Origin of the sequence: Nocardiopsis kunsanensis DSM 44524 (genome assembly GCF_000340965.1) — a bacterium.
In the GTDB taxonomy this organism is placed as follows: Bacteria; Actinomycetota; Actinomycetes; order Streptosporangiales; family Streptosporangiaceae; genus Nocardiopsis; species Nocardiopsis kunsanensis.
This window is the reverse complement of record NZ_ANAY01000023.1, coordinates 25012-49541: the sequence shown is the minus strand read 5'-3', so window position 1 is coordinate 49541 and position 24530 is coordinate 25012. Positions and strand designations below refer to the sequence as shown.

The 24530-nt window shown below is 69.1% G+C and carries 30 protein-coding genes; 19 read left to right on the top strand and 11 right to left on the bottom strand.

Annotation, left to right across the window (positions count from 1 at the left end; translation table 11 throughout):
* Positions 1 to 116: 116 nt before the first annotated feature.
* The gene (locus tag D456_RS26295) at positions 117 to 872 is read right to left on the bottom strand and encodes a helix-turn-helix domain-containing protein (RefSeq protein WP_017577177.1); all 756 of its coding nucleotides are present in this window, start codon (positions 870 to 872) and stop codon (positions 117 to 119) included.
* A 131-nt stretch (positions 873 to 1003) separates the two neighbouring features.
* Between D456_RS26295 and D456_RS0115890 the strand changes: the two genes are divergently transcribed.
* The 8 genes from D456_RS0115890 (at position 1004) to D456_RS0115850 (ending at position 6277) form a co-directional block, all read left to right on the top strand.
* Entirely contained in the window at positions 1004 to 1252 is a 249-nt protein-coding gene (locus tag D456_RS0115890; protein ID WP_040699462.1) for a MerR family transcriptional regulator, read from the top strand.
* Between the two features lie 83 nt (positions 1253 to 1335).
* Positions 1336 to 1731, top strand: a complete 396-nt coding sequence (locus tag D456_RS0115885; protein ID WP_152442591.1) for a hypothetical protein — start codon at positions 1336 to 1338, stop codon at positions 1729 to 1731.
* Positions 1728 to 3632, top strand: coding sequence for an AAA family ATPase (locus tag D456_RS27790; RefSeq protein WP_152442590.1), 1905 nt, complete (start codon positions 1728 to 1730; stop codon positions 3630 to 3632). Before D456_RS0115885 ends, D456_RS27790 begins: the two co-directional genes overlap by 4 nt.
* A 158-nt stretch (positions 3633 to 3790) precedes the next feature.
* A complete protein-coding gene (locus tag D456_RS0115875; protein WP_017577173.1) occupies positions 3791 to 4114 on the top strand; it encodes a hypothetical protein in 324 nt (107 codons plus the stop codon).
* Entirely contained in the window at positions 4111 to 4353 is a 243-nt protein-coding gene (locus tag D456_RS0115870; protein ID WP_017577172.1) for a hypothetical protein, read from the top strand. The genes D456_RS0115875 and D456_RS0115870 overlap by 4 nt, the downstream gene beginning before the upstream one ends.
* Positions 4350 to 4967: a hypothetical protein gene (locus D456_RS0115865; protein WP_017577171.1), complete on the top strand. Its 618-nt coding sequence runs from the start codon at positions 4350 to 4352 to the stop codon at positions 4965 to 4967. Before D456_RS0115870 ends, D456_RS0115865 begins: the two co-directional genes overlap by 4 nt.
* The gene (locus D456_RS26880) at positions 4964 to 5140 is read left to right on the top strand and encodes a hypothetical protein (RefSeq protein WP_017577170.1); all 177 of its coding nucleotides are present in this window, start codon (positions 4964 to 4966) and stop codon (positions 5138 to 5140) included. Before D456_RS0115865 ends, D456_RS26880 begins: the two co-directional genes overlap by 4 nt.
* 657 nt (positions 5141 to 5797) lie before the next feature.
* Positions 5798 to 6277: a hypothetical protein gene (locus D456_RS0115850; protein WP_017577168.1), complete on the top strand. Its 480-nt coding sequence runs from the start codon at positions 5798 to 5800 to the stop codon at positions 6275 to 6277.
* 544 nt (positions 6278 to 6821) lie between these two features.
* On the opposite strand, the gene D456_RS0115840 is transcribed toward D456_RS0115850, so the two are convergent.
* From D456_RS0115840 to D456_RS0115820, 5 genes are all read right to left on the bottom strand, one after another.
* Positions 6822 to 7199: a hypothetical protein gene (locus D456_RS0115840; RefSeq protein WP_017577166.1), complete on the bottom strand. Its 378-nt coding sequence runs from the start codon at positions 7197 to 7199 to the stop codon at positions 6822 to 6824.
* A gap of 93 nt (positions 7200 to 7292) precedes the next feature.
* Positions 7293 to 8534 carry a helix-turn-helix domain-containing protein gene (locus D456_RS0115835; protein WP_017577165.1) on the bottom strand — a complete coding sequence of 414 codons (1242 nt, stop codon included), beginning with the start codon at positions 8532 to 8534 and terminating at the stop codon, positions 7293 to 7295.
* 144 nt (positions 8535 to 8678) lie between these two features.
* Complete coding sequence (locus tag D456_RS27785) at positions 8679 to 9551, bottom strand: DUF2637 domain-containing protein (RefSeq protein WP_026115931.1); 873 nt, start codon at positions 9549 to 9551, stop codon at positions 8679 to 8681.
* Between the two features lie 785 nt (positions 9552 to 10336).
* Positions 10337 to 10528, bottom strand: coding sequence for a DUF397 domain-containing protein (locus D456_RS0115825; RefSeq protein WP_017577164.1), 192 nt, complete (start codon positions 10526 to 10528; stop codon positions 10337 to 10339).
* Complete coding sequence (locus D456_RS0115820; protein WP_026115930.1) at positions 10525 to 11331, bottom strand: helix-turn-helix domain-containing protein; 807 nt, start codon at positions 11329 to 11331, stop codon at positions 10525 to 10527. Before D456_RS0115820 ends, D456_RS0115825 begins: the two co-directional genes overlap by 4 nt.
* A gap of 240 nt (positions 11332 to 11571) precedes the next feature.
* On the opposite strand from D456_RS0115820, the gene D456_RS0115815 reads away from it, so the two are divergent.
* Positions 11572 to 12066 carry an ATP-binding protein gene (locus tag D456_RS0115815; RefSeq protein ID WP_017577162.1) on the top strand — a complete coding sequence of 165 codons (495 nt, stop codon included), beginning with the start codon at positions 11572 to 11574 and terminating at the stop codon, positions 12064 to 12066.
* The gene (locus tag D456_RS0115810) at positions 12063 to 12287 is read left to right on the top strand and encodes a hypothetical protein (protein WP_017577161.1); all 225 of its coding nucleotides are present in this window, start codon (positions 12063 to 12065) and stop codon (positions 12285 to 12287) included. Before D456_RS0115815 ends, D456_RS0115810 begins: the two co-directional genes overlap by 4 nt.
* 331 nt (positions 12288 to 12618) lie before the next feature.
* Here D456_RS0115810 and D456_RS0115805 read toward each other — a convergent pair whose 3' ends face one another.
* Positions 12619 to 13689, bottom strand: coding sequence for an ArsO family NAD(P)H-dependent flavin-containing monooxygenase (locus D456_RS0115805; RefSeq protein ID WP_017577160.1), 1071 nt, complete (start codon positions 13687 to 13689; stop codon positions 12619 to 12621).
* 359 nt (positions 13690 to 14048) lie between these two features.
* On the opposite strand from D456_RS0115805, the gene D456_RS0115800 reads away from it, so the two are divergent.
* Positions 14049 to 15047, top strand: a complete 999-nt coding sequence (locus tag D456_RS0115800; protein WP_026115929.1) for a phosphotransferase — start codon at positions 14049 to 14051, stop codon at positions 15045 to 15047.
* Positions 15048 to 15110: 63 nt separating this feature from the next.
* On the opposite strand, the gene D456_RS0115795 is transcribed toward D456_RS0115800, so the two are convergent.
* From D456_RS0115795 to D456_RS0115785, 3 genes are all read right to left on the bottom strand, one after another.
* Positions 15111 to 16145, bottom strand: a complete 1035-nt coding sequence (locus D456_RS0115795; RefSeq protein ID WP_017577158.1) for a TRM11 family methyltransferase — start codon at positions 16143 to 16145, stop codon at positions 15111 to 15113.
* Between the two features lie 154 nt (positions 16146 to 16299).
* Positions 16300 to 16809, bottom strand: coding sequence for a MarR family transcriptional regulator (locus tag D456_RS0115790; protein WP_017577157.1), 510 nt, complete (start codon positions 16807 to 16809; stop codon positions 16300 to 16302).
* A 32-nt stretch (positions 16810 to 16841) separates the two neighbouring features.
* Entirely contained in the window at positions 16842 to 17348 is a 507-nt protein-coding gene (locus D456_RS0115785) for a TspO/MBR family protein (protein WP_026115928.1), read from the bottom strand.
* Positions 17349 to 17439: 91 nt separating this feature from the next.
* Between D456_RS0115785 and D456_RS0115780 the strand changes: the two genes are divergently transcribed.
* The 7 genes from D456_RS0115780 to D456_RS0115750 all read left to right on the top strand — a co-directional run bounded on the left by D456_RS0115780 (position 17440) and on the right by D456_RS0115750 (position 22150).
* Complete coding sequence (locus D456_RS0115780) at positions 17440 to 18192, top strand: alpha/beta hydrolase (RefSeq protein WP_017577155.1); 753 nt, start codon at positions 17440 to 17442, stop codon at positions 18190 to 18192.
* Between the two features lie 91 nt (positions 18193 to 18283).
* The gene (locus D456_RS0115775; protein ID WP_230479970.1) at positions 18284 to 18940 is read left to right on the top strand and encodes a Crp/Fnr family transcriptional regulator; all 657 of its coding nucleotides are present in this window, start codon (positions 18284 to 18286) and stop codon (positions 18938 to 18940) included.
* A gap of 86 nt (positions 18941 to 19026) precedes the next feature.
* Entirely contained in the window at positions 19027 to 19311 is a 285-nt protein-coding gene (locus D456_RS0115770; protein WP_017577153.1) for a hypothetical protein, read from the top strand.
* Entirely contained in the window at positions 19295 to 19954 is a 660-nt protein-coding gene (locus tag D456_RS0115765) for a hypothetical protein (RefSeq protein ID WP_017577152.1), read from the top strand. Before D456_RS0115770 ends, D456_RS0115765 begins: the two co-directional genes overlap by 17 nt.
* 320 nt (positions 19955 to 20274) lie before the next feature.
* Positions 20275 to 20610 carry a DUF2795 domain-containing protein gene (locus D456_RS0115760; RefSeq protein ID WP_017577151.1) on the top strand — a complete coding sequence of 112 codons (336 nt, stop codon included), beginning with the start codon at positions 20275 to 20277 and terminating at the stop codon, positions 20608 to 20610.
* A 54-nt stretch (positions 20611 to 20664) separates the two neighbouring features.
* Positions 20665 to 21750 (top strand): type III polyketide synthase, encoded by a 1086-nt coding sequence (locus D456_RS0115755; protein WP_026115926.1) that lies wholly within the window; start codon positions 20665 to 20667, stop codon positions 21748 to 21750.
* On the top strand, positions 21725 to 22150 hold the full coding sequence (locus D456_RS0115750; protein WP_017577149.1) for a nuclear transport factor 2 family protein: 426 nt from the start codon (positions 21725 to 21727) through the stop codon (positions 22148 to 22150). Before D456_RS0115755 ends, D456_RS0115750 begins: the two co-directional genes overlap by 26 nt.
* 64 nt (positions 22151 to 22214) lie before the next feature.
* Here D456_RS0115750 and D456_RS0115745 read toward each other — a convergent pair whose 3' ends face one another.
* Complete coding sequence (locus D456_RS0115745) at positions 22215 to 23264, bottom strand: methyltransferase (RefSeq protein ID WP_017577148.1); 1050 nt, start codon at positions 23262 to 23264, stop codon at positions 22215 to 22217.
* 206 nt (positions 23265 to 23470) lie between these two features.
* Between D456_RS0115745 and D456_RS0115740 the strand changes: the two genes are divergently transcribed.
* Complete coding sequence (locus D456_RS0115740) at positions 23471 to 24460, top strand: siderophore ABC transporter substrate-binding protein (RefSeq protein WP_026115925.1); 990 nt, start codon at positions 23471 to 23473, stop codon at positions 24458 to 24460.
* Positions 24461 to 24530 lie beyond the last annotated feature (70 nt).

The following is a 24530-nucleotide window of genomic DNA, read 5'->3' as shown; positions in this document are numbered from 1 at the left end:
CCAGGCGCCGTGTCGAGGGTTCCATGTGCCGTTCTTCCTGCGGATCTTCGGGCAGGACTGGCCGAGTTCCTTGCCGTTGTCGTCACGGCACTTGCACCGCTTGTACGTCGAGCCCTTCACTGTTCATCACCAGCTTCCTTCGGGGTGCTCTCCCCGGGACGGAACACGGGAAGGGCGTCGGGGCGCGCGATGAGCCCTGTGGAGATCAGTTCGTTGTGCCAATCCTCGGTGTACGCAGGTGGCTTGAAACCGGCGCTGATCAGGTCGTTCAACGCCCGCGCGAACTCCTGCAAAGCGGACTGCCGTGCCTCCCATGACGTCTTGGCGGCCGGCGAATCCGCGCCGTATGCGGCTTCGCTGTGGAGGTACCGGTTGGCTTCGCGCCTGAACCGGTCTTGGGCAGGCTGTAGGCCGTTGTAGAGCTTGGCGGGTAGAGCAGCTCGTTCCCACACCTCTTGGCGCCACTGTCGGGTTTCTCCGATCTCTGAGAAGTCGGCGTAGGGACGCCCGTCCTCTCCGGTGAACCCCGGTTCGTCCTCTCCTACGGCCCATTTCCATGCCGCATGGGGATGCCGCCCGCGCCAGTTCGGCGGGAGTAGGACCTCGTCCTCTGTTCCCAGGGGGAATAGGAGCAGCAGCGGGGGGGTCGCGAGAACGTGAGCCAGCACTAGAAGTTCTTCGACAGTGACATCTCGGCGCCGCTGCCCTTCCTTGGTTCGCCGGCCGGTTTCGATGTTGGTGAGGGCGGCGTAGGTCAGTTCGGGGGCGCCCAGCTTGGCGCACTCCTGGGCGAGTTGCTCTCGGTTCAGGCCAAGCTGACCCCGGCGCTTCCGGATCTGGTCGGCGATGATATCGCTCGGCTTGCGATGCATATCGACAAACTACACGTCTATTCGGATGGTGTCTAGTCGAGGTGGACTTTATCAGCACGTCCCTGCTATGTTTCGAGGAGTCGTCCTGTAGCAACGGGACAGTGCATATAGACGAGTAAGGATGCACTCGGATGCCTAGAAAATCCACAGGGGACGGGTCCGGCATGGCGCCTCAGGAGTTGCTCGGTCTCCCCCTCGCTGTCGACCTCACCACCGCCGGGCGGGCATTCACCCTCGGACGTACGAAGGCCTACGCCCTCGCAAAGGCCGGTGAGTTCCCCGTACCAGTGCTGCGCATCGGCAACAGCTACCGCGTGCGCCGCGCCGACCTCCTCGACGCCCTCGGCATCACCGACCAGCCCGAACCGGTAGCCGCATGACCGCCAAGACCACCTCACACAAGCGAGTGGCCGGGGCTGCCACCCCGGCCACTCAGAAGACGCAACCTCAACACAAGGACGTCATGACCAGCGTACGACAGCACCACGACCGGGCCCCGGCCCTCACTGGGACAGTGGTCCTCACCTGCAAGCTTCACCGATCCCACCCCGGCATGCTCCTTGCCGGGATCGATGGGGCCGCTGCCCCCGCGCCGCCGTCCGACTCCGGTCGATTCCTCGAAGCGGACGTTCTCGCCGGGGCACACGTCATCCTCGACATCGGAGATGCCCCCGGGTTCCGTGCCGACGCCGGTTGGGAAGCATCCATGACCGCGCGCATCGTTCACCGGGCCGCATCGGTCGAGGTGCGCGGCTCCAACCCTCTCGGCATCGCCCGCGTCCGCTCCGATCTCGCCCACGCTCTCGCCCACCAGAACGACGACGGCACCCCCGCGCCCCCGTGGGCGGTGAGGCAGTGACCGCTCTCGCCCGCGTCCGTGACGCCCTCGACGCGCACGGACACGCACCCCACGGAGACAACCAGATCTCCGCCCAGTGCCCCGCACACGAAGACCGGGCACCGTCCCTGTCCGTCGGCTACGACGGCGGTAAAGCCCTGCTGTCGTGCAAGGCTGGGTGCGACACCGAGGCCGTCGTCGACGCCCTCGACCTGCGTATGAGCGACCTGTTCGACGAAGACACCGAACGTCGCCCCGAGTGCGACCACACCCGCCCGTGGCAGTCGTGCGACCTGGTCGCCAGCAGCGACTACGTCGACCAGGGCGGGACGGTGCTCTACACCCAACGCCGCTACCGGTGCCGCACCTGCGCACAGAAGACGTTCCTGCCGTACAACCCCGCCATCCGTAAGGTCGGCCTTCCCCGTGGTGTGCGGGTTCTCTACAACCTCCCCGCCGTCATCGAGGCCGCGGCCGACGGCGGCACGGTCGTGGTGGTCGAGGGAGAGAAGGACGCCGACCGGCTCAACGAGCTCGGGCACGTCGCGACGACCGCCGTCAACGGCGCCAACGCCAAGTGGGAGCACGACTACACGACCGCGTTGAAGGGCGCCCATGTCGTGGTGATCGCCGACAACGACACCCCAGGGCACGAGCACGCCCACAAGGTCGCCCAGGCCCTCGACGGCGCCGCCGCCACCGTGCGCGTGCTCCGGTCCCCCCTCGACCGCACGGGCGCCGACGTGTCCGACCACCTCGCCGCCGGCCTCACCCTCGACCAGCTCGTGTCCCTCGACCAGGCAGCCGAGGAAGACCTCAACGAGACGCCCGCCGACGGCTCCCAGGACCACGACAGCGCCGAGGGAGACGAGGAACGGGAGCCCCCGTCAACCTGGCAGCCCATCAATCTCGAAGCGATCCTCAACGGCACCTACGAGCCGCCACAACCCACCGTGGGCACCCGACAGGACGGGGTCGGCCTGTTCTACCCCGGGCGCATGCACGGCGTCATCGGTGAATCTGAGAGCGGCAAAACCTGGTTCATGCTCTCCGCCTGCGCAGAGGAGATGTGCAACGGCAACCCCGTCCTGTACATCGACTTCGAGGACGACGAGGGCGGCGTCGTCGGCCGTCTCCTCACTCTGGGCGTGGTCCCCGACGTGATCCGGCAGCGCTTCCTGTACGTGCGCCCAGAGGCCCCCATCGGCTACGGGGAAGGACGCGACCATCTGGCCGCCGTTCTCGCCATCGGCCCCACCCTGGCCGTCATCGACGGCATCACCGAGGGCATGACGATGCACGAGCTCAACCCCCTCGACAACGCCGACGTGGCCAAGTTCGGGCGCCTGCTGCCCCGCTGGATTGCCGACCACGGCCCCGCCGTCGTCTCCCTCGACCACGTCACCAAGACCACCGAGGGGCGTGGCCGGTACGCCCTGGGCGGCGTACACAAGCTCAACGGGATCAACGGCGCCCAGTACATCCTCGAAAACCGGCACTCCTTCGGGCACGGGCTCACCGGCCGGTCGACAGTGTCGATCGCTAAGGACCGCCCCGGGCAGCTGCGTAGGAACGCCCGCCCCCGTGCCGGCCTGCACTGGTTCGGCGACTTCGTCATGGAGTCCCACCCGGCCGGGTTCAACGACGCCGCCATCCTCCCGCCCACCGAGGAAGTGCAGAACACCGCGCCCATGCGGCCGACAGCGCTCATGAGCAAGGTGTCCAACCACCTTGCCGCCAACCCCGAAGGGCTGTCGATGAACGGCATTGAGAAGGGCGTGAGGGGCAAGCGCGATTACGTCCGCTATGCCCTCGAACTCCTCGTGAACGAGGGCTATGTCACCGAGGAACGGGCGGGCCAGACCAGGAAGCACAAACTCGCGAAGCCCTACCGAGGAGCGGCCGACGACGAGGACCCGTAACCCTCTCGCCCCTTCGCCCCGACTTCGCCCTTACCTCGCCCCGGGCGAACCCTCCGAACCTCGCCCCCTCGCCCCTCTCCTTAAGGGAGGGGCGAGGGCGAGGCGAGGAAGACCCCCGGAATCCAGAACAGACCTCGCCCCGAACGGAGCACCACCACATGAGCGACCTCATCCGCTCCCAAGTCGACGGCCACCACGCCCTCTCCGTCGTCCCCGACCTCTCCGAAACCCTCCCCGCCCCCATCCGTGAAGGCATCGCCCGCCGCCGCCTGGTCGCCACCGGCCACCCCTGCCCCTGCGGCGCCGCACCTATCCGCCTCAACCGCACCCACCGCCGCCGCATCGCCGCCCAACGACGTACCGGCACCACCACCCCCGTCGTCCGCCTGGCCGTCGTCCACGAAGACGACTGCCCCGCCGCCGACGACGTCCTCAACGCTCTCGCCACCCGCCACGGCCTCACCCCCACGAGGTGGACATGAGCACCCGCAGCGACGCCGCACGCGTCCGGATCAAAGCCGTCGCCGCCAACCGCGCCGCCGAACCCGGATCACTGGAGTTCAAGGCCGCCAGCAGCCTCGCCGCCGCCCTCTACGTCACCGACAACCTCGACCGCGCCCGAGCCCTGATCACCCGCGCCCGGCACACAAACCCCACGACCCGGACCACCGCACTCGACCTGCTCCACCAACTCACCGAAGAGGAGAACACCACCCAATGAACAACGACCCGATCACCACCGCCGACAACGAAGCCGCCGAAGCCGACCGTCGCGTCGAAGACCTCGAAGAACAGGTACGCAACGGCGACGACACCATCACCGCCGACCACATCGAGCAGCAGCGCGGCCTGTCCCGGTTCGCCAAGCTTCGGGCCGAAGCCGCCCGACGCAAGGCCGCCCGCAACCAGGCCAAGCAGCGCCGCCGCGACATCGACGCTGTGGCCGCCGACATCGACGCCCAGGGCGACGACACCGCGCGCCTGATCGAACTCCGCAACCAGGCCGAGAGCGCCATCGAAGCGTTCGCCGCCGCCTGCGAGGAACGCAACCAGTGGGTGCGTCATACCGCCGCCCGCCTGCGTTCCCTCGACGTCCCCGCCCGCAACGAGGGAGAGCCCGACCCGTCCGGGGCCACCTGGCACACCGGCGCCGTCGGCGCCCAGGTGACCACCCCGAACGCCCGCTTCGACGAAATCAAGACCGGCGCGCACATCGCCGACGCTGTCCACCAGGTCGCCCGCCGCCACGGCGGACTCCCCGCCGGTGGCAAGGACCTGGACGCCCTCACCTACAACCACACTGCCCCCGCCCAGCGCATGGAGACCAACCGATGACCACACCGCCCCGCATCTTCACCCGCGAGCAGATCGCCCGCATGACCGCCGACGAATACACCGCCAACCGAGACGCGATCATGGCGCAGCTCAAACGAGACGGAGCCCCACCCCGACCCCGGGCACTCCCACGACCCAACCACCGACCGCCCACCGGCGACGAAGCCGCCTAACCCACCACCCCACACAGCCGCCCCGCGCACACCCTGCGGGGCGGCTTTCCCACACCCAGAACAGGAGCACCACCCATGCCACCCAACCTCGACCGGTCGACCACCCCACCCACGCGCGCGCACGACGTTAGGCACCACTCACCAACGACCACCCTCGACCAGCGGGCGCTCGGTCGCCCCTCCCCGCGCTACGACGTTGAGCACCAAGCTGCACAGGCACCAACGACCACCCTCGACCGGTGGGCGAACGGCCGACCCGGGCCGGACGAAGCCGCACAGCTGGCCGACACCTTCGGTGCGATGCTGCGGCGCCTGCGCACCAACCAGGGGCTCTCTGTCCGAGGGTTGGCCGCGCGCGGTGGTCGCTCACACGACCGTGCTCCGGCTCGAATCCGGCCAGCGCCGGCCCCGCCCGGTGGTCATCGCAGCGTTGGCCAACGCCCTCGACCCCCACGGCCCCGAACCTGTCCGTGCGGCGTTGACGGATGCGGCCGGTGTGTCGCTTCGCCCGGACACCCCACGGGGCGTGAGGGCGCACCACAGGCGTGTTCGGAGGATCGTGGACGAGCGCGGTCTCATGGACGCTCTCGCCCGCCAAGTGGCCGACCTGGTGGCCGCTGGTGAGGGGGACGTCGTGGTCATGGGAGAACGGAACCGGTGAGCCGTCCCGAAGAACTCATGGAGCGCCTCGCAGAGGTGCGGGAGCGTCTTGGCCACAGCCCGGCCCAGGAACGCCTTCGGCGGCTGCGAGCGGGCAAGACACCGCCGCGCACCATGGAGGAGCTGGCCGAGTGGCGCGTGTACGTCGACGCCCCGGCACCGACCCTGCGCAAGATCACTCACGACACGGTCCCGAAGCGGGGGAAGGTCGTGGCCACCCCCGGGCCACGGGAAGGCGAACGGGTGTGGTGGGTCGATGGGGTCACGTACACCGCTGATCCGGAAACCATCCGGGTGTTGGCGCACCGGCGGTGGGTCGTGATCGAGGACGCCCCGGACGGTATCCCGGCCGGCCACACCAAGCGTGTGGAGGAGGAGCAGCGGCGCCGGGCAGAGGCCGAACGACGCCGTGCCGAACGTGCGGCCAGACGTGAGGCCAGGAAGCGCCAGAAGGACGCCCCGACAACACCTTCGTGACGTTTGCGCAGGTCATAAGGTAGACCAATTCCATGGTTCGAAGTGGTCTATCCAGGACACGTGCTATGTCCGATTATCGACCAGTTCTGACATCCGGGAATGCTGGCTTATCGGAGGCCAGGAATGGTTACCGCGGTTTCCGTCAGGGATCGTGACGGTATCCCGCACGCGCTGGGCAGCTACTGGCCACCAGGGGTGTCGCGTATCGCTACCCCGTATCTCGCACGCGCGGGCAGGTCCGGCCCAGGGGTACGCGCTCAGTGCGTACCCCTGGGGCATGCGCGTGCGCCCAGGTCAGAACCATATTGAGGCCGGGATGCACATGGTCTCGTAGTGCTCGTGCGCGGGATGCTCCCAAGTCAGCCAAGGGTACCGAATCGGTACCCAGTGCGCGTGGTGAAACCGCAGCTCAGGCCAATATTGAGGCCGACCTCAACATGATCCCCACGGGGAAGGACGCCGTGCAGGTGAACTCGCGCCCCGGGTGTGTCGACCAGTACTTTCCCCACGTGTACCTGGAACCCGGGGCGCGGGAGCTGTTGGCCTACCTGGGGTAGGGCGGGGCGATATGCGGCCCGGGGTCGAGCATCTTCGCTTCCAACGCGCCCGGCGTCGGTTCCATCAACGTCGGTTCGACACCGGGCACGCGGGCGGTCGCCATCCAATAGTTCGGGGTGCGCCACACGCGCCACTGCTGGCCGTGGTCGGCTTGCAGTCGGGCGAGTTCCTGCTCCTCCACGCGCACGAGGAGACCGGCGGGGGTGTCAGCGGTGAGGCGGGTGTTGCCGCGCGTGGCGCACCAGGGGCCGGCGTGGGGTTCACGGCTGGTCTGCCATGCCGGAAAGTCGGCCGCGATGACCTCGATTGCGGACGGGCGGGCACGACGCGCTACCTGTTCTTCCACGCGCTGGTCGGTCATCATCGGTCACCTCAAAGGGGGGAAGCCGTGTGTTTGATGACACGAAGCTAAGCGCGCACACCCGCAACGGAGGGCACAAAATGTGCCCCCTCCATGTCAGGCGGTCAACAACCCCAACCGGTCCGCCAACTCAGAGGCGCGCCGCTGCCTACGCCCATCGCGCTCATCCAGCTCTTCCAGGACGATCCGCCGCGCGTACCCGTTGAACCGGATGGTCTCCGGCGCCGCTTCGTGCGCGGCTTCCAACACCGACAACGCCGCTTCGGGCTGAGCGTCGAGGTAGTAGGCGCGCGCCTGCTCGATCTCGTGCCGCGCCCGACGTGGACGCGACGGGATTCGTGCCGCAACGGCACGGGAGGCTTGCCGCACCGACTCGCCACCAGCACGCAGCTCCACAGCGATCGTGACGGCGTGCGCGCCCATGACCGCCTGGGAGAACGACGTGACCGGGTGGAAGTAGTCGCCGGGCAGCTGCGCGGCAACCGTGTTTGCCGTGTCCCACCGACCCCATGCCGCGCCGATCTCGCCGCGCCGCGCGGCCGTGTAGCCGTCCTCGAACAGCAGAGCGCCACGGATCGCTGCAACGTTCACAGGGGCGCCGTCGGTGTGCTGGTCGAGGAGTTCCAGGGTGCGCACGGTCACCACCTCGGCCGCGTCCCAGTCGCCGGCATCACGGTGTGCCTGCGACATCAACCAGGAGGCAACACCGATGGCGTGCATGTCGCCGGAATCGTGGGCGGCGACCATGCCGCGCTCTGCGACACGCCACAGGAGATCCTGTGCGGGTTGGTAGGCGATGAAGAACTGAGAGAGCGCGTACACCTCGGCGAGGAGTGCTTGGGCCGCGCGCCGGGTGGTGCGGTCGTCGGCCTGGTGGGCGGCAAGCTGGGCATCCTCGATCAACGCGGGCAACAGCTGTCCCAGGACCTCCCGATGGTGGGGGGAGGAGTGGCGCGCCGCCCATGCTTGGTCGAGTCGTGCACGCAGGTGGGCGACGGGTGGCGCCTCACGTGGGGACAGGGCGGGCAGCGCGTTGATAGCCGCTCGGACTTGGGGCAACCGGGGATGCCCGGGGCCGGTGAACAGGTTGATGGGCATGGACTGGTCGCCGGTGAGCTGGGAGAGGTCGCGCACCCGCAACGCCTCTGCGAGCCGAAGGAGGATCGCCAGCTTCGGTGTTTGGAGACGGCCGGTCTCTACTGCCTTCACCCACGAAGCGGACTTGCCCACCAGGCCGGACAGGACCTCACGGGTCATGCCGCGCCGGGTGCGTTGGATCTTCAACCGCTGCCCGAAGGTGAGGGCTGCGTCGGCGGGGTCGGGGGTAGGCTGTGGCATATCGGGCCTCGTCTTCTCTGGGTTGGTCGCGCTTCTCAGAGTAGGGCGGGGCCTTCGCCATGTCAGGAGGTCGACCGCACCGACCACAGGCCCGGACAGCAGAAAGGGCCGGCCCCGTGGTGGGGACCGGCCCTGTTGTGCGCTCTACATCGTGCGGCACTCTCGGATGCGGGTTCGGCCCCACGATGCGGACCGCCCGTACCGTGCGGCAAGCGCCTTGCCGTTGAGCGCCACGCCTTCGGCGAGGGCGGCACGGTAGGTGTTCCGCGCTCGGGCGCGTTCGTCGGTCTCCTCGCCGTCGTGGTCGTGGTTGTCGCCGACCGGCACGGTCACCGCCTCGTGTGTGTTGCGTGCGGCAAGCACCGGCACAGGAGCGGCAAGGGCAGGAGCCGCGCGCGCACCGTCGGGCTCCTCCTCGGCCGTCTCCTCGACGTGGTCGTGCCGCGCGTGCGTGTCGTCGAGCCCCTCCTCGACAACCTCCTCGACGTCCTCGTGCCGCTGCTGCGTGTCGTCGGGGGACGCGAGCGCCAGGGAGGCGACCAGCAACAGGCCGTCAACTGACAGCGGCAACAGGTGGGCGACCAGCGCGGTCTCCCCGTAGGACAGCAACAGGTCCCGCATGTGCCCATACGAGACGATCGCAGCGACCGCGGCGACCACGCCCGTACCCGCCCACCGGAGCGCGGCAATCCACCACGGTCCGTTCTGCCGTGCACGCACCACCAGTTCGGCAACGAGCAGCAGCGCGACGGGCGCCCACCCGGCAGCGACCAGACGACCGAGGTCGGCCGGCTGGTCGCCGTCGAGGGCGTCGAGCAGCAGGGAACGCACGGGGCCGTTCAAGTGCTCGGAGATCTCGACGACACGGTCGAGGGTGACGTCGTGGGCGACCACGACCAGGTGGTGCGTGTAGTCGTCGGTGACGGGGATGTCGTAGGTGCGCAGGACGTCGCCGGTGGGGAGTACGCCGGGGGTGATGGACAGCGGCACGGTGGTGGCCGGGGTAGCGTTGTTCACAGATGCCTTCCTGGCTGGTTCAGGTGGGTGTTCAGGCCCCGGCCGGTGCTGGAATCACCGGTGCGGGGCCGCTCTTGCTCACGGCTGGTGTGGGTTGTTCTGTGGGAGCCCGGGGGGAGCCCGGACGGACCGAACACGCCCGGTCGAGTCGGGGGAGAACGACACGGAGCATCACGCCGGATACGGCGCTGATCAGCTAGAGCGACAGAGGGCGGAATCATCCGTCATCCCCCGGCACGTCTTCCCAGGGACTTTTAATCCGCGGGTTCGGGGTTCGATCCCCCGGGGCCCTACCAGGGAAAACCCCAGGCCAGAGCGCGTTTTTAGCCGCTCAGACCTGGGGTTCTCGTGTGTCCGGGGCCCGGGTGCGCTCCGCGTGCGCTCCACGGCTTCGCCGACGCCCCACCTCGTCGAGGAGCTCGTTCCGCAACCCTCCGGCCGGCCCCGGCTTCGAGGCTGTCAGGACGGTCCTACCCCACCGCTGCGATCGGGCGCAGTCAACGAGCTTCCCGGGAACTCTGCGTCTGAAGCCTTGGCCGTCAAAGCCATAGAAAGACGCGCCACAGCACGTTCTCGCCCGCGAGGTTGCACACATCCTCGTTACGCCCCTGCACGGCGAACCGCATCGGACCTCGGCAGGCCCACGAGGCGGCCCCGCCGGGAAGTGCGCGAGGCCTTAGTTTTTTCCAGGGGATGATGCGCTGCCCGAGCCGTGCATCGTGACGGTGCAGTCGGGCTCACGTCCCGGACAGTCCTTGAGGGGGAAGATTCTGAGGACGGTATCGCTACGTGTGGCTCGCAGCGGCCAGGAGCTTCATCCACTCTTCGGAGGACACCTCCAGTTGTCCCGAACCGGGGTATTGCGTGTCGCGCATCTGAACACGGAGACCGGCGATATCGCCCGCGGCGCACGCTTCCACACAGTTGCCTCCCTCACCGTTGCTGTAGCTGGACTTCTTCCAACCGTCGGTGATCATGTGCTGCCTCGCATCTCTTCCATCCGCGACCGCGACGCGCGGACCGGCAGAGCACAGCTGCGCAGGTCCGCGAAAGTGCGCTCGTAGCTTGCCACGATCTCGGGTTCCTTGAGGGTCATGCCCGTCTTCTGGCCCTCAACGTAGGCGAAGGGGTTGCTGTCAGGGGCAGTACTCAGCCTAAAGGACCCGCTCAGACCCACGTGGTCCTCGGTGTCCTCGGGGATGATCTGGATGGTGATGCGCGGGCGATGGCTCAGCTTCAGCAGATGGCTGATTTGGGCAGGCATCACTTCGGGGTTGGCGAATCGGCGCAGAAGAACCGACTCATCCAACAGCACGATGAGCACGGGCGGGTGCTCACGGTCCAGGATCTGCTGCCGATACAGGCGTGCCTGGACGATCTGATCGATCTGCCCCGGCTCTGCATAGGGGGAAGCGAGTTCGCTGATCGAGCGGGCGTACGCCTCGACCTGCACCAGCCCGGGAACCAGCCCCAAGGCGTACTCGCGGATCTCCAGAGCCACCTGTTCGTCCTCTGCGACTTCTCGAAAGTATCCGATCATGCCCGTCGGGGAGAACGCAGCGTCCCAGGCATTGAGCAGAACCCCATGAGCGATAAGAGCATTGTCGATTCGCTCGACTTGCTCCCGTCGTGTCCCTTTCCTGCCTCTCTCCAGGTCGCTGATAGTGCTTTGCGCGATCACAGCCGCCTTCGCCAGGTCCTGTTGTGTCAGACCTGCTTGAGCACGGGTTTTCTTGAGCAACTTTCCGAATCGCTCCCGGGTTGGATCGACTGATCCCACGTCCCACCACCAGTATCGCCGATTTATCAGCTCGGATCGCCTGACATACGAGCACGACCGTTCTTAGCGATGAATATAGACCGAAGCTCGTCCAGGGTGGAAGAGTTTTTCTCAGATGAATCAGGGCCCCGGATCATCGTCCTGGTTTTCGATCCCCGACACACAAAGCGGCCCTGTCCGGGTGCGGGCACACCTGGACAGGGCCTTGGCCCACTACCTGAAAGCACCAGGTGAGGACTCATGGTCAAACGTACCGTTTCCGTCCCCGGACCGCGTCGGCTGCTGCCCCTGCGCCGCCGCTCTCCCCGGTTCATCGGTCGGCCCGAGAGCGTCAAGGAGGCTCGGGACTGGCTCGACCGCGCCCTGTGTGTGGAGGGCACTCCGCAGGAGACCGCCGATACCGCGCTGCTCCTGCTCTCGGAGCTGGCGAGCAACAGCGTCGAGCACGCCCCGGACCGAACTGCGGTTCCCGGGGACTTCTACGTGGGTGCGCACTTCTTCCACTGCCGGGTGCGTGTGGAAGTCCGCGACGCCCACGCCAGGCGCCCGGTCCTGCGGACCGTCACCCCCGACACCCTGGCCGAGAGTGGGCGCGGCCTCGTTCTGGTGAACGCACTCGCCGACTGCTGGGGACGCTTCCGCTCGATCCTGGGGCCGGGCATGTTCTTCGAGCTGCGCTGGGGCACCCCGGAACCCGTCGCACCGGTGGTTCCGCTCCAGAGGAAGGGACGGTGACCACCGTGGAGGGCTACCACCTCAGGCCCAGCGCGACCGTCCTGCGGCTGCGCGAGGACTTCCCCGACTTCCTCATCTTCGAGCTGCGCAACGAGCGGTGCCTACCGAGCTTCGTGGCGACCTGCACCCGTAACGGCGACGGCCGGCCCGAGCTGATCGTGCGGGGCTGCGCCGAGCAACTCCGGCAGGCGTTGGAGACCCTGGGAGGTGACCAGGCATGAGCACGATGACGCCGGCGACCCCGGGAGCGCCTACCGATCCACAGCTGAACCGTCTGCGGGCCGTGTACCGGCGCCGGGGATGGACGATCTGGCACGGCAACACCACCGGACAGTACTGGGCGGCCCACACCAAGCAGATGGTGCTGCTCAGCGGCGACAGCACCCAAGAGCTGCAAGCCGGGATCGAACGGCTGGAGCAGAGCAGCAGGCCGACGAAGACCGCCTTCTCCCATCTGGTCCGGGACCGGCGGACCGGTGCCGTGCGCCTGTCCCCGAGGCTCGAACCGCGCGGCTCCCGGCATCGCCCTGGCCTGCGCGAAGGACCGGCCCGTCAACCTGTCTTCAGGTCCTCGACGATCCGGTCGACGGCGGCCTCGGCGGTGTGGCCGGCGCCGAGCAGCGTGTCGGAGGCGGCCCCGGTCCAGTCGCCGTAGCCGAGCAGGTGCAGGGACGGCTCCTCGAGGCAGCGGTTCCCGTCGAGAGGGATCCGGCCGTCGGGGTCGAACAGCTCCAGCGGGGCCAGATGGTCCAGGGTCGGGCGGAAACCCGTGCACCACAGGACCGCGTCGGCCGCCCACTCGCCCCCGTCGGACCAGGCCACGCCTGTTCGGGTGAGCCGCTCGAACATCGGCCGCGCCTCGAGCGCGCCCCGGTCCCGCGCTCGGCGCACACTCGGCACCATGACGATGCCGTCCAGGGAGCCGCTGTTGCGATCCGTTCCCCCGCCCTGGACGCGGCCGACGGCCGTGTCGCACAGCGCGCGGTCGTACACGTCGTCGGTCATGAAGCGGGGAGGGCGCCGGGTGACCCACGTGGTGTGCGCGACCTCGGAGATCTCGGCCAGGAGCTGCGCCGCGGAGTTGCTGCCGCCCACGACCACCACCCGCTGCCCGGCGAACTCCTCCGGGGTGCGGTAGTCCACCGTGTGCAGCTGCCTGCCTTCGAAGAGCTCCCGGCCGGGGTGGTCGGGTGTGTGGGGACGCCGCCAGGTTCCGGTCGCGCTGACCACGTGCCGGGCCCGCCAGGTCCCCGTGGAACCGACCACTTCCAGCACCCCGTCGGCGCGGCGCACCTCGCTCACGGTCACCGGGCGGCGCACGGGCAGGTCGTGGCGGCGCTCGTACTCGGTCAGGTAGTCGGCGACGTGCCGTGCCGAGGGGTGGCTCTGTCCCGGTTCCTTCGGCATCGGCCAGCCCGGCAGGGAGCTGTGCTCGGCCGAGGAGAGCAGCCGCAGGGAGTTCCAGTACTCGTTCCAGTACTCGTTCCAGAACCCGCCCGGGTCCCCTTGCCCGTCGAGGATGACGCAGTCCGCCCCTGCCCGACGGAGGAAGTACCCGGCCGCCAGCCCCGCCGGGCCGCCGCCGATGACGACGACGTCGACGATGTGCGCAGGCGTGTCCAAGATGTCCTCCTCAGGGCCGGGGCGAGGCACAGTATCCCAATCACATGTTCGATCCTTGTGCCGGGCCCCGGTCTTCAACGACAGGTTGTCGTCCGTGAGCTCGCTGCTGCCAGGTCACTGTTCAGGTGTTCCGGGGAAGGCTCCAGCGGTTCCGGGCCTCCAGCACTCGCCCTCGGCCAGGCGGACCAGGGCGTCGAACACGCCGGTACCGCGCTTGGCCGCGGTCGCCGCATGAGAGTGTTTTCGGGCTGGATCCTCCCCCGGCCCTTACGATGCCCGGGGCCGCACCTGACGGATGTGCGAGCCTGCCCGCGGGGGCGGTCGAGGGCGCCCGAACCGAACACGAGAGGGACGGTCCGATGGACCCGACTCAGGTCGGCCGGGTGGTCGGCGAGCATTACGCGTTGGAAGGGCTCGAGCTCGCACCGGTCGACGGCGGCGCCGACCTGGCAGCCACCCTGTGGAAGGCGGTCGACGCCCGGGGACGGCGGTTCGCGGTCAAGTGGAGCACCGGCGGCTCACCCGCGGGGACGGTGCTGCCGGCCGCGCTCGCCGCGGCGCGCCCCGGGAGCGCGCCCGCCCCGGTTCCCGCACGCGACGGGTCCCTGTGGACCGACATCGGCGGCGCACGCCTGTCCGTCACGGAGTGGCTCGACGGCACCAGCGGCTTCGACGCACCTCTGGACGAGCGGGGATGGCGCGCGTTCGGGCACCTGCTGGCGGACCTGCACACACTCCCCGTCGAGGGTGGTGTGCGCGCGGTGTTGCCACGGGAGGCCTTCGATCCGACCCGGTGGGCGGATCAGTTCGAGCGGGTCGATGCCGAGCTCGACGCCGTTCCCTCCGAGAAGAAGGTGCGGCGCCTGGCCGAGTTGTGGCATCCCCACCGCGCGGAACTCCGCGAAGTCCATCAGCACACGCACAGCTTCGCGGAGCGGCTGCGTTCCCGGGGCGACCTGCCCCGATACGTCCCTTGCCACGGCGATCCGCACCTGGGCAACCTCGTGCTCACCGACGGCGGCCGCTTGGCCCTGCTCGACTTCGACGACGCCGTGCTCGCCCCGCCCGAACGCGATCTCATGTTCGTACTCGGCGGCGGGGTACTGGCCGACCTGGCCGCGAGCGACGAGCAGCAGCGCTGGTTCATGGAGAGCTACGGCACACACGCGGTCGACGCCGATCTGCTCGTCTACTACCGAGGGCTGCGGTTGCTGGAGGACACCTCCGAACTCGCCACGATCGTCCTCGCCCCTTCGAGCACCGAGGACGACCGGGACGAAGCACTGGGCCACCTCACCAACGTCTTCTCCCCCACCGGCATGCTCGTCCAGGCCCGGTCGGGAACACACCGACCTTGAGAGTGTCCCGGCCCGATCCTCTGTGGTCCGCAGTGTGCCCCGACGGCACAGGGTGCTCGCCGGTCAGGGCTTACGGGCCACGATCACGTCGCGCATGATCGCCTGGTCCACACGGTGCTCGAGGTCGAGGTAGGGCCCGGTGTCGCAGACCTCGAGCCCGGCGGCTGCCAGCGCCTCGGCCAGTTCGTCCCTGCCCGCGACGAGGTTGTTCCAGGAGATCCCGACGGCGCCGCCGGGCCGCAGCAGCTCGGTCCACACGGGCGCGGCGGTACGGATCAGCTCCTGGGGGCCGCGTTTGAGCCCCTCCTTGTCGGTGCGGCTGCCGTGCTGGACCCCGTAGGGCGCGTCGGCGACGACGAGGTCGAAGCTGCGGGCGGCGTAGACGGCGCGGGCCTCGCTGGTGTCCACGTTGGCGTACTCGAGACGCTGGGTGCGGCCGGCCTTGAAGTCCTGCTTGGTGGGCGCCAGCGTCGCCTCCAACCGCTTGCCGAGCACCCGCTTGTTGCGGCGCACCTGGGTGACGTCGGCCTGGTGCTTGAGGCGCTTGCGCTTGAGGTAGGTGCGCACGAAGCCCGAGTAGGCCTCGAAGTCGCGTTTGTCGGTGTCGACCCCGGTGGCGTCGTAGCCGTACATGAGCGCCTGGTTGAGGGTGGTGCCGCGCCCGCACAGGGGGTCGAACACGTGGAAGTGGCGGTCGAGCATCTCTGCGCCGTGCGCCGAACTCCACAGGGTGACGTTGAGCAGGAGCTTGGTGAACTGCTCGTTGGTCTTTCCCTGGTACTTCTGGATCGTGATGAGGTCGTCGTCGTAGCGGTCGAGCCGGTGCAGTTCGACCGGGGCGAGCAGGTCCCCCTCGATCCGGAAGAGGCCGTAGATGGAGGAGAGGTTGGCGATCAGTCCGGTCTCGGCCTCGGAGAGCGCGTCCGACTCGAAGGTCAGGTAGGGGATGCCGCCGATGGTGGTGCGCGTGAGGTCGCTGATGCGGCCGCCGAGGACGGTCCGGTCGAGCACACCCAGTTCCGCGGCCATGAGGCGGGCGGCGGAATCGGTGTAGACGCGGTTGGCCGCGGGGTGCAGGAGGATCGCGTAGGTGGTCATCGGGTGTCCTTCGGGTTCGGTCCGGGCCGTCGCGCCGTACGGGCGTGCCGAGCACGCACGCGGCGGCGAGGGCGTGCTCGGAAGAGGTCTTCCATGTTCCCCGACGCGGACCCGCAGGGGCGAACCGGAGCGTGGCCCGCCGGGGCAGCCGCCGCTAGCGCGCGTTGTCGGCGAAGGTCCGGATCACTCCGCCGACCTCGTGGAGCCAGTCGGCGATGGTCTCCAGTTCCGCCTCGCTGTACCGGTCGTGGAGCTCGACCACGGGTTCACCGAAACCGGGCAGGATCCCGGTTCCTCCGACCGCGCCGCCCGTGACGGGGTCGTCGACGGGGCGGACCACGACGCGGCGCCGGTCGTCGGGATGCCGGTCCCGGTAGGCGAGTCCCTGGTCTTCGAGACGGTCGAGGACGCTGGTGACGGTGCCGGTGGCGAGTTTGAGGCGGGTGGCGATCTCACCCGGGCTCAGGGGGTCGCCCAGACGCAGCAGCACCAGGCACTGGAAGTCGGTGGGGTTGAGCTCCGAGGTCTCGGCCGCCGCGTGCAGTAACTGGATGAGTGAGGCCGCGAGCCGGTGTCCGTCGTCGCGGATCGCATCGTAGAGCTCGGACCGCCGTCCACCGTGCTCGCTGGGCGGCCCCTGGGCGTGGCCCTCCGCGTCGTCCATGGGACACGATGGTATCGGCGCGCGGCCGTGTCTCACCCGGCCGAGTTCAGTTGCCACAGCGAGAAATTGAGGGCGGACGCGTAGGCCACCCAGACCCAGTACGGGACCATCAGCACGGCGGCGGTGCGGGAGATCCGGGCGAAGGCGGCGATCATCGCGGTGATCACGGCCAGCAGCGCGATGATGTCGATGAAGGCCGCCAGGCGCATCCCGCCCGCGAAGAACAGGGGCGGCCAGGCGGCGTTGAGCACGAGCTGGGCCGCGAACAGGGTCATGGCCGTGCGGGCGCCGGACACCCCTGCCCCTCGCCACACGAGCCACCCGGCCACCGCGATGAGCACGTATAGGGCGATCCACACGGGACTGAACAGCCACGAGGGCGGTGCCCACGCGGGTTGGACGAGCTGTCCGTAGACGTCGCCGGCGCTGCTGGAAGCCAGGCCCCCGATGGCCGCGGCGACCGCGACGGCCAGGGCGAACCCCAGGAGGGCGAGGAGGGATCGGGCTCCGGTGCGTGGTACCTGGTGAGTGTCGGGCATGGTCTCCCCCAAGAGGCCGGGTCGGCGCTCGCAGCGATACCTTGTCTCTCGAATATCTTGTTTTCCGAAACACATGCGTCGAATCACCCACATGGAGGTCTCTTCGATGCGTCGCCTGCTCATCTGGGCCGCGGGGACCCTCGTGGTGCTGCTCGTTCTGGGGGTCGGGGTGTTCGCGCTCTGGGTGAGTGACCCGTACGAGGCCCTCCCGGGCTCGGTGGAACGGGCCGAGGAGGCCGTCGAGGTGACCGTGGGCGAGGACGGCGTCGTCCTGGAACCACCGGAGGGCGAGGTGGAGCGGGCCGTCGTCTTCTACCCCGGCGCACGTGTGGAGCCGGAGGCCTACGCCGCCACCTGGGCGCCGGTGGTGGCCGAGACCGGGGTGGGTGTGGTCATCGCGCGCATGCCGTTGAACCTGGCGGTCCTGGCGCCCGGCCGTGCGGAGGAGATGACGGACCGCTTCGAGGCCCGCGAGTGGTACGTGGGAGGACACTCGATGGGCGGGGCCATGGCCGCCTACGCCGCCGGGGGTGATGGTCTGACCACGGAGGGTCTGATCCTGTGGGGTTCCTACGCCGTGGCCGGGGCCGGTCTGGCCGAACGCGGAGACCAGCGGGTGCTGTCTGTGTCGGCCTCGGAGGACCTCCTGGTCGACCCCGGAACGGTCCGCGACCGGAGTGGTGACCTGCCCGACGGCGCCGTCACCGTGGAGATCGACGGGATGAACCACGCTCAGTTCGGCGACTACGGGCCGCAGACCGCGGACGGCACTCCGCAGATCCGGAACGCCGAGGCGTGGGAGCGGCTGGCTGAGGAGACGGCGGAGTTCCTGAGGGCCGGATGAGTCCCGTGTGCCCCGGGATCGTCTGCCACGGCGCGCCCTCTCTGTAGACGCTCAGTGCATTACTACACTTTGGTGTGTGGATGATGCGGATTTGACAAGCGGAACTTCTCTCCTGACCCAAGCCGAACGAGAGGAGGCGGAGAAGCTCGGCCATGTGACCCGCTACCCCACGGGTTCGATCCTGTTCGGCGCCGGCGAGCTCACCGACTTCGTACTGCTCATACGGCACGGACACGTCAAGGTCACCACGCACTCCTCCGAGCACATCGTGGCGGTGCGCGGCCCCGGCGAGACCGTCGGCGAGATGGCGGCGATCGGCCAGGAGGCCAGATCGGCGAGCGTGTACGCGTTGAGTGAGGTCGAGGCGCTGTACCTGCCCGGAGACGTGTGGCTGGACTTCCTGTACGAGCATCCGAGGGTCATGCGGGCGCTCCTGCGCCACCTGCACGCCCGGCTCAAGGAGGCCACCCGCAAACAGGCCGAGCACGGGATCATCGGTGCCGAGCAGCGGCTGGCGCGCGGGCTCGTGGAGCTGGCAGCCAAGATCGGCACCCCGGAGGAACGCGGTGTGTGCGTGTCCCTGAACCAGCGCGAGCTCGCGGGCCTGGTGGGAGTGTCCCGCGAGTCCGTGTCCCAGGTGGTCAAGAGGCTCAGGGCGATGGGCGCGGTGACGACGGGACGGGAGCGCATCATCATCACCGACGAGGCGGTACTGGCGAGCGTCGCGGACGGCAATACAATTTCTTGACTTTGTTATGTGGAGTATTGCACACAACTTGGCCGGGAAGTACGCTTGGTAGCGTCGCTGTACCTCTCCGCTCAGGGAGAAGAACCGTGTCCCTCCGCGCCATCGGTGCACTCGTCATCGTCGCCGCCCTGATCGGAGGTGGACTGGAAGTGGGCGACGTCGCCGTCCCCCACATGTCCACCTCACGCCTCATCGTCCTCGCCGCCGCGGGCGCCGCCCTGCTCGCGATCGGTGTGGCCGTGGAACGCCCCTCTCGGCGCTGCCCCGCCGACCACCACCACGGCAAGGTCTACATGAACGTCCGTCTCTCCTTGGACCCGAGAGAGCGCATCCATCCCGGAAAGAGCAGAAGCGATGGTGAGGACCCCTGACCGCAACGCCGGTGAACACTCCCCCTCTTCGAACGAGGAGGGGGAGTTCACTGCGCTGTTCGCGGACATGCGCGGATCGACGGGGATCGTGGAGTTCGTGGAAAGACACCACGGGCTCAACGCGGCAGCGGAACTCTTCCAGGTCTTCCTCTCCCAGTGCGTGCGTCTCGTCGAGGACATCGACGGGGCCGAGGTGCACCTGCGCGGTGACGGCGTGCTCATCCTCTTCTCCGGGGCCGACCGCGTCCAGGACGCTGTGGAGTACACACGGCGGCTGCGCCGCATGGTCGACGATCCACCACCCGAACTGGTCCGTCACCTGAACTGCAGCTGCACGGCCTGCCCGGTCTGCGGGGAGCGGACCCCGCTCTCCCTCGAGGTCCGTTGCGGGATCGACGCCGGTCCGGTCGCACGCTTCAAGGTCCAGACCCTGCGCGACACCGTCGAGGAGCTCGTCGGCAGCTGCATCAGCGTGGCCGCCAAACTCAGCGGCGCGCTGGGCGAGGCCCACCGCGTGGGGATGTCCCGGCGCGCCTGGCGCCGCCTGAACGAGGAGACCGGGCCCGACGCCCGCCTCACCCGAGAGTGGACCCCCTCGGCCGGGCGGATCGGCCGGCGCAGGCGACGTTTCTTCGCCTCCTGAACCCCGGCCCCCTCTCCCCTCCCCTCGTGTGTGTCGTGCCGACCGAGAGCGGCGGCCCGTCGACAGCAGCAGCGGCGCGGCGACAGCAGGGGCGGCGCGGCGACAGCAGGGGCGGCGCGGCGACGAGCACCGGGAGCGAGGAGGGGGATACGCTCTGGAGTCCGTCCTCGGGTTCCCCGAGGTTCCCCGCCGCCGGGCCTCCAACGACGTGGGCCCGGCGGTTGGGGTCCCGGACCCACGGGTAGTGCCTCCGGAGAAAGCGAAGCCACACCGGCCCCGCCCTACTCACCCCCCACGGGGCCCCGTTCCAAGGGGGAAGCATGGGAGTCAAACGCGGACTCGATGGACTTCGCGACATCCTCGGCGAGGTGGATTTCCCCGTCGACAAGGACGCCGTCGTCCAACACGCGCTCGATGCCGATGCGGACACCGAGATCGTCAGTGCGCTCCGGGCCATGCCACCGGCCGAGTACAACGAGCCCAACGAGGTCCTGCGTTCTGTGCCTCTGGAGGGATCCGAGGAAGGTGCACAGACCGAGGCCGCACGGGTCCGCCAGGCCCGCGAACGGAAACAGTCGGGCATGGCCGAGTCCGCCATGGAGGACCGGCCCGTGAACCCGATCGAGGAAGAGCTCGGTGAGAACCGCAAGGCCTGAGGAACACAGCTTCCACACCGCCCCGCGCGGCCAGCACCGGCGGGATGGGTCCTCATGTGCGCAACGGTGATCGGCGGGACCGGCGTCGCCCTCCCGGAGACCGTGATCGACCAGCACAACCTCTCGTCCCTGCTTCCCGAAGGGCACGGGGCGACGAAGGCGCTGGACAAGATCGTGGCCGGGTCCGGGATCGACCAACGCCGGCTCGCCGTCGACCCGCGGGTGGAGGACGTGGCCTCGTGGCCGACCTCCGAACGGATGGAACGGTTCCAACGCGAAGGGCTCCCGCTCGCACGCGCGGCGGTGGCCACGGCGTTGGGCGAGGCTTCCGTCGAGCCGGAGGAGATCGGACTGCTGTGCCTGGTCTCCTCGACCGGGTACGGCACGCCCGGGGTCGAGTCGCGGCTCCTGTCGGAACTGGGGATGCGCCCCTCGACCCGCCGGCTGCACGTGGGGCACATGGGCTGTTTCGCGGCACTACCGGGGCTTGCGGCCTGCGACGACCACGTACGCGCCCACCGGAGCCCGGCGGTGCTGGTCAACCTGGAGCTGTCCTCGCTCCACCTGCAACCGCCGCCCTGGGACGTGGAACAACTGGTCATCAACGCTCTGTTCGGGGACGCTGCAGCGGCGATGGTGCTGCACGCTCCCGAACACGGCAGCGGCCCCGGTGTGGTGGACCTGGTCTCGCTCACCGACCGCGAGCACGAGGACCACATGAGCTGGTACGTGGGCGACCACGGGTTCGTCATGGGCCTGTCGTCGCAGGTGCCCGACCTGATCGGGCAGGCGCTGCCGACCCTCGTCTCGGATCTGCTCTCACCGTACGGACTACGGCCCGAGGGAGTGGACTGGTGGGCGATCCATCCCGGTGGGCGCCGCATCGTGGACGCCGTCGAGCATTCCCTGGCCCTGGACCCGGCGCAGGTGAAGAACTCACGGGAGGTCCTGCGCCTGTCGGGCAACTGCTCCTCGTCCGGCCTTCCCCTGGTTATGGACTCGATGCTGCACTCCTCGCCCCTGGCTCCGGGGGAGCACGGGGTCGCGATGACCTTCGGCCCGGGGTTGACACTGAATGCCGCGCTCCTGCGGGGGCAGGAGGGGACGGGGCGCAATGGCGGACCAGGCGACCACCGCTGAACAGGACCGCGTCTCGGTCCTGGACCTGCTCGCCCGCTTCGTGCACCGTCTGGACCGGCGTGACTTCGACGGGTACGCGTCCTTGTTCACCGAGGACTGCCGGTTGAGTCTGCCGCACGCCACCCACCACGGCCGGGCCGGGCTGGCCGCGTTCGTCGCCGCCGACGTGGGCGAGCACGCTGCGACCCACCACTCCACCTCCGACCACCTGGTGCGTCTCGACGGGGGGACCGCCCTGGTGTGGTCGCAGATGCGTGCGGTGCATCTGCGTTCGGAAGGGGACCCGACCGACTGGTGGGCGGTGGGCGGCCACTACGAGCACGTGTTCCGGCGCGGGTCGGACGGATGGCTCATCCACACGGTGACCGTCACTCCGGTGTGGCTGGACGAGGGCCCGTGACCGGGTCGTTCCACGTCCCGGAGCCCGGCAACCGGCCCCGGCCCCGGCGGCCCCGGGGCCGGCGTCACGTCCGGGAAGGCTTCTCGGGTCCGGGAACGGTCTCCCCGGGGACGGCCTCGACGACCCCGTAGCGGGCGTCGGCGTCCCGGACCGACTCCAGGCGCAACCCGGCCCGGTCGAACAACGCGGCGTAGTCGCTGCGGGTGCGCTCGCGTCCTCCGGACAGCACGAGCATGGCCAGGTCCATCGCACGGGAGGGGTGGGGGCCGTCCCCGTCGGGCAGGACCGACTCGACCACGAGCAGGCGCGCGCCCGGGCCCATGGCACGCCGGCAGGAGCGCAGGATCCGCAGTGCGTCCTCGTCGGGCCAGTTGTGCAGGACCCATTTGAGCAGGTAGACGTCGCCCCCTTCGGGGACGTGTTCGAAGAAGTCCCCGGGCACGATCCGGCAGCGTTCGGCCGTTCCCTGGTCCCGGAACCGGATGCGCGCGGTATCGGCCACCCGGGGGGTCTCCAGCAGTACCCCTTCGGCCCGGGGGTGGGCTCTCAGGATCTCGGCCAGGAGGGTCCCGTTGCCGCCGCCGACGTCGACGACCCGTTCCGTGCCGGACAGGCCGCACACGGACAGCAGCCCGGGCACCACGACGCGGGTGAGGTCGTCCATCGCCCTGTCGAAGACCTCTCCCTGTTCGGGGTGGGCGTCCAGATGGTCGTAGAAGTCGCTGCCCAGGGCCTGCGGGAAGGCCGGTTCCCCCGTGGCGACGGTGTGGCCGGTCGCGCCGATGACCAGCGGGGCGACCGCGCCGTCCATCGCCAGGACCGAGCGCACCGAGGCCGGGTGGTCCGAGCTCAGGGGGCCGCCGGCGCGGGTGAGTTCGAAGCGGTCGTCACCGACACGGGCGACGACGCCGTCCCCGGCCAGCAGGCCCAGGAGCCGACGCAGTGCATCGGGCTCACAACCGGCGGCCTCGGCGAGTGCTCCGACCGTACGGGGGCCGCCGGCGAGCAGGTCTCCCAGGCCCAGTTCCGCGGCGGTCTGCAACGCCCGGGCGTGCACGATCAGTTCTCCCTTGGCGAGCAGGGCGTAGGCGTCGTCGGCGTCACCCGGGTCCATGGGCCCTCCCCTGGGTCTTGGCGGCGCCGAACAGCTTCCCTGACCGCGGCGCCGGTGTCAGGGTCACACGCCCGGTCGACGGACACTGAGCGGAATGGGTCGACTGCCGTGGGCCATGTGAGCCACACCTCAGGGGGCCTCGACTTCCACCTTCTCAAGAAGTTAGGTTAGGCTCCCTTTACCTCTTAACGTGAAGGAGCTCCCCCATGTCGTCATTTGTTCGCCCTGTGCCAGCGCTCTCACTCATTCTGGCATCGTCCCTGGTACTCGTCGGTTGTGCCTCCGGTCAGGAGGAGGGAGCCGACCCCGCCGCGGACGGCGCCACGGTCGAGATCGAGGACAACAACGGCACCCAGACGGTGAACGTTCCTCCGGAGTCGGTGGTCGCCCTCGACAACCGCACCTTCGAGACCCTCTCGGACTGGGGAGTGGAGCTGTCCGCCGGCGCGGTCTCGCTCATGCCCGAGACCATCGATTACACCCAGGACGACTCGATCCTCGACGTCGGTTCGCACAACGAGCCCGACCTGGAGTCCATCGTGGCAGCCGAACCGGACCTCGTGGTCAACGGACAGCGTTTCTCGCAGTACCAGGACGACATCGCCGAGCTGGTGCCCGAGGCCCCGATCCTGGTGCTCGACCCCGAGGAGGGAGAGCCCTTCGACGCCGAACTCAAGCGACAGACCGAGGTACTCGGCGAGGTCTTCGAGAAGCAGGACGAGGCCGCGCAGATCACCGATGAGTTCGACGCGGCCGTCGAGCGGGTCGACACCGCCTACGACGAGGGTGAGACCGTCATGGCCGTGACCACCTCGGGCGGCGAGATCGGTTACCTGGCCCCCGGCGTGGGCCGCACCCTCGGACCGGTCTTCGACATCTTCGGCCTCACCCCGGCCCTGGAGGTCGATGACGCCAGCGACGACCACCAGGGCGACGACATCTCCGTCGAGGCGATCGCCGACTCCGACCCCGACTGGATCCTGGTGATGGACCGCGACGCCGCCGTGGCCGCCGACGAGGCCGATTACGAACCGGCCGAGGACGTCCTCGCGGGTTCCGAGGCCCTCTCGGGCGTGACCGCGGTCGAGGAGGAGCAGATCGTCCACATGCCCGCCGACACCTACACCAACGAGGGCATCCAGACCTACACCGAGTTCTTCGAGACCCTTGCCGGCGCGCTGGAGGAGCAGGGTTGATTCCGCTGGACCGGAAGGCACGCGCCGACAACGGGGGTCCCCGCACCGTCGTCGGCGCGTACCCGCATGC

Coding starts and splice junctions, on each gene's coding strand:
- D456_RS26295 (WP_017577177.1), bottom strand. CDS start 872: ATGCATCGCAAGCCGAGCGATATCATCGCCGACCAGATCCGGAAGCGC.
- D456_RS0115890 (WP_040699462.1), top strand. CDS start 1,004: ATGCCTAGAAAATCCACAGGGGACGGGTCCGGCATGGCGCCTCAGGAG.
- D456_RS0115885 (WP_152442591.1), top strand. CDS start 1,336: ATGACCAGCGTACGACAGCACCACGACCGGGCCCCGGCCCTCACTGGG.
- D456_RS0115875 (WP_017577173.1), top strand. CDS start 3,791: ATGAGCGACCTCATCCGCTCCCAAGTCGACGGCCACCACGCCCTCTCC.
- D456_RS0115870 (WP_017577172.1), top strand. CDS start 4,111: ATGAGCACCCGCAGCGACGCCGCACGCGTCCGGATCAAAGCCGTCGCC.
- D456_RS0115865 (WP_017577171.1), top strand. CDS start 4,350: ATGAACAACGACCCGATCACCACCGCCGACAACGAAGCCGCCGAAGCC.
- D456_RS26880 (WP_017577170.1), top strand. CDS start 4,964: ATGACCACACCGCCCCGCATCTTCACCCGCGAGCAGATCGCCCGCATG.
- D456_RS0115840 (WP_017577166.1), bottom strand. CDS start 7,199: ATGATGACCGACCAGCGCGTGGAAGAACAGGTAGCGCGTCGTGCCCGC.
- D456_RS0115835 (WP_017577165.1), bottom strand. CDS start 8,534: ATGCCACAGCCTACCCCCGACCCCGCCGACGCAGCCCTCACCTTCGGG.
- D456_RS0115825 (WP_017577164.1), bottom strand. CDS start 10,528: ATGATCACCGACGGTTGGAAGAAGTCCAGCTACAGCAACGGTGAGGGA.
- D456_RS0115815 (WP_017577162.1), top strand. CDS start 11,572: ATGGTCAAACGTACCGTTTCCGTCCCCGGACCGCGTCGGCTGCTGCCC.
- D456_RS0115800 (WP_026115929.1), top strand. CDS start 14,049: ATGGACCCGACTCAGGTCGGCCGGGTGGTCGGCGAGCATTACGCGTTG.
- D456_RS0115795 (WP_017577158.1), bottom strand. CDS start 16,145: ATGACCACCTACGCGATCCTCCTGCACCCCGCGGCCAACCGCGTCTAC.
- D456_RS0115790 (WP_017577157.1), bottom strand. CDS start 16,809: ATGGACGACGCGGAGGGCCACGCCCAGGGGCCGCCCAGCGAGCACGGT.
- D456_RS0115785 (WP_026115928.1), bottom strand. CDS start 17,348: ATGCCCGACACTCACCAGGTACCACGCACCGGAGCCCGATCCCTCCTC.
- D456_RS0115780 (WP_017577155.1), top strand. CDS start 17,440: ATGGAGGTCTCTTCGATGCGTCGCCTGCTCATCTGGGCCGCGGGGACC.
- D456_RS0115765 (WP_017577152.1), top strand. CDS start 19,295: ATGGTGAGGACCCCTGACCGCAACGCCGGTGAACACTCCCCCTCTTCG.
- D456_RS0115760 (WP_017577151.1), top strand. CDS start 20,275: ATGGGAGTCAAACGCGGACTCGATGGACTTCGCGACATCCTCGGCGAG.
- D456_RS0115755 (WP_026115926.1), top strand. CDS start 20,665: ATGTGCGCAACGGTGATCGGCGGGACCGGCGTCGCCCTCCCGGAGACC.
- D456_RS0115750 (WP_017577149.1), top strand. CDS start 21,725: ATGGCGGACCAGGCGACCACCGCTGAACAGGACCGCGTCTCGGTCCTG.
- D456_RS0115745 (WP_017577148.1), bottom strand. CDS start 23,264: ATGGACCCGGGTGACGCCGACGACGCCTACGCCCTGCTCGCCAAGGGA.
- D456_RS0115740 (WP_026115925.1), top strand. CDS start 23,471: ATGTCGTCATTTGTTCGCCCTGTGCCAGCGCTCTCACTCATTCTGGCA.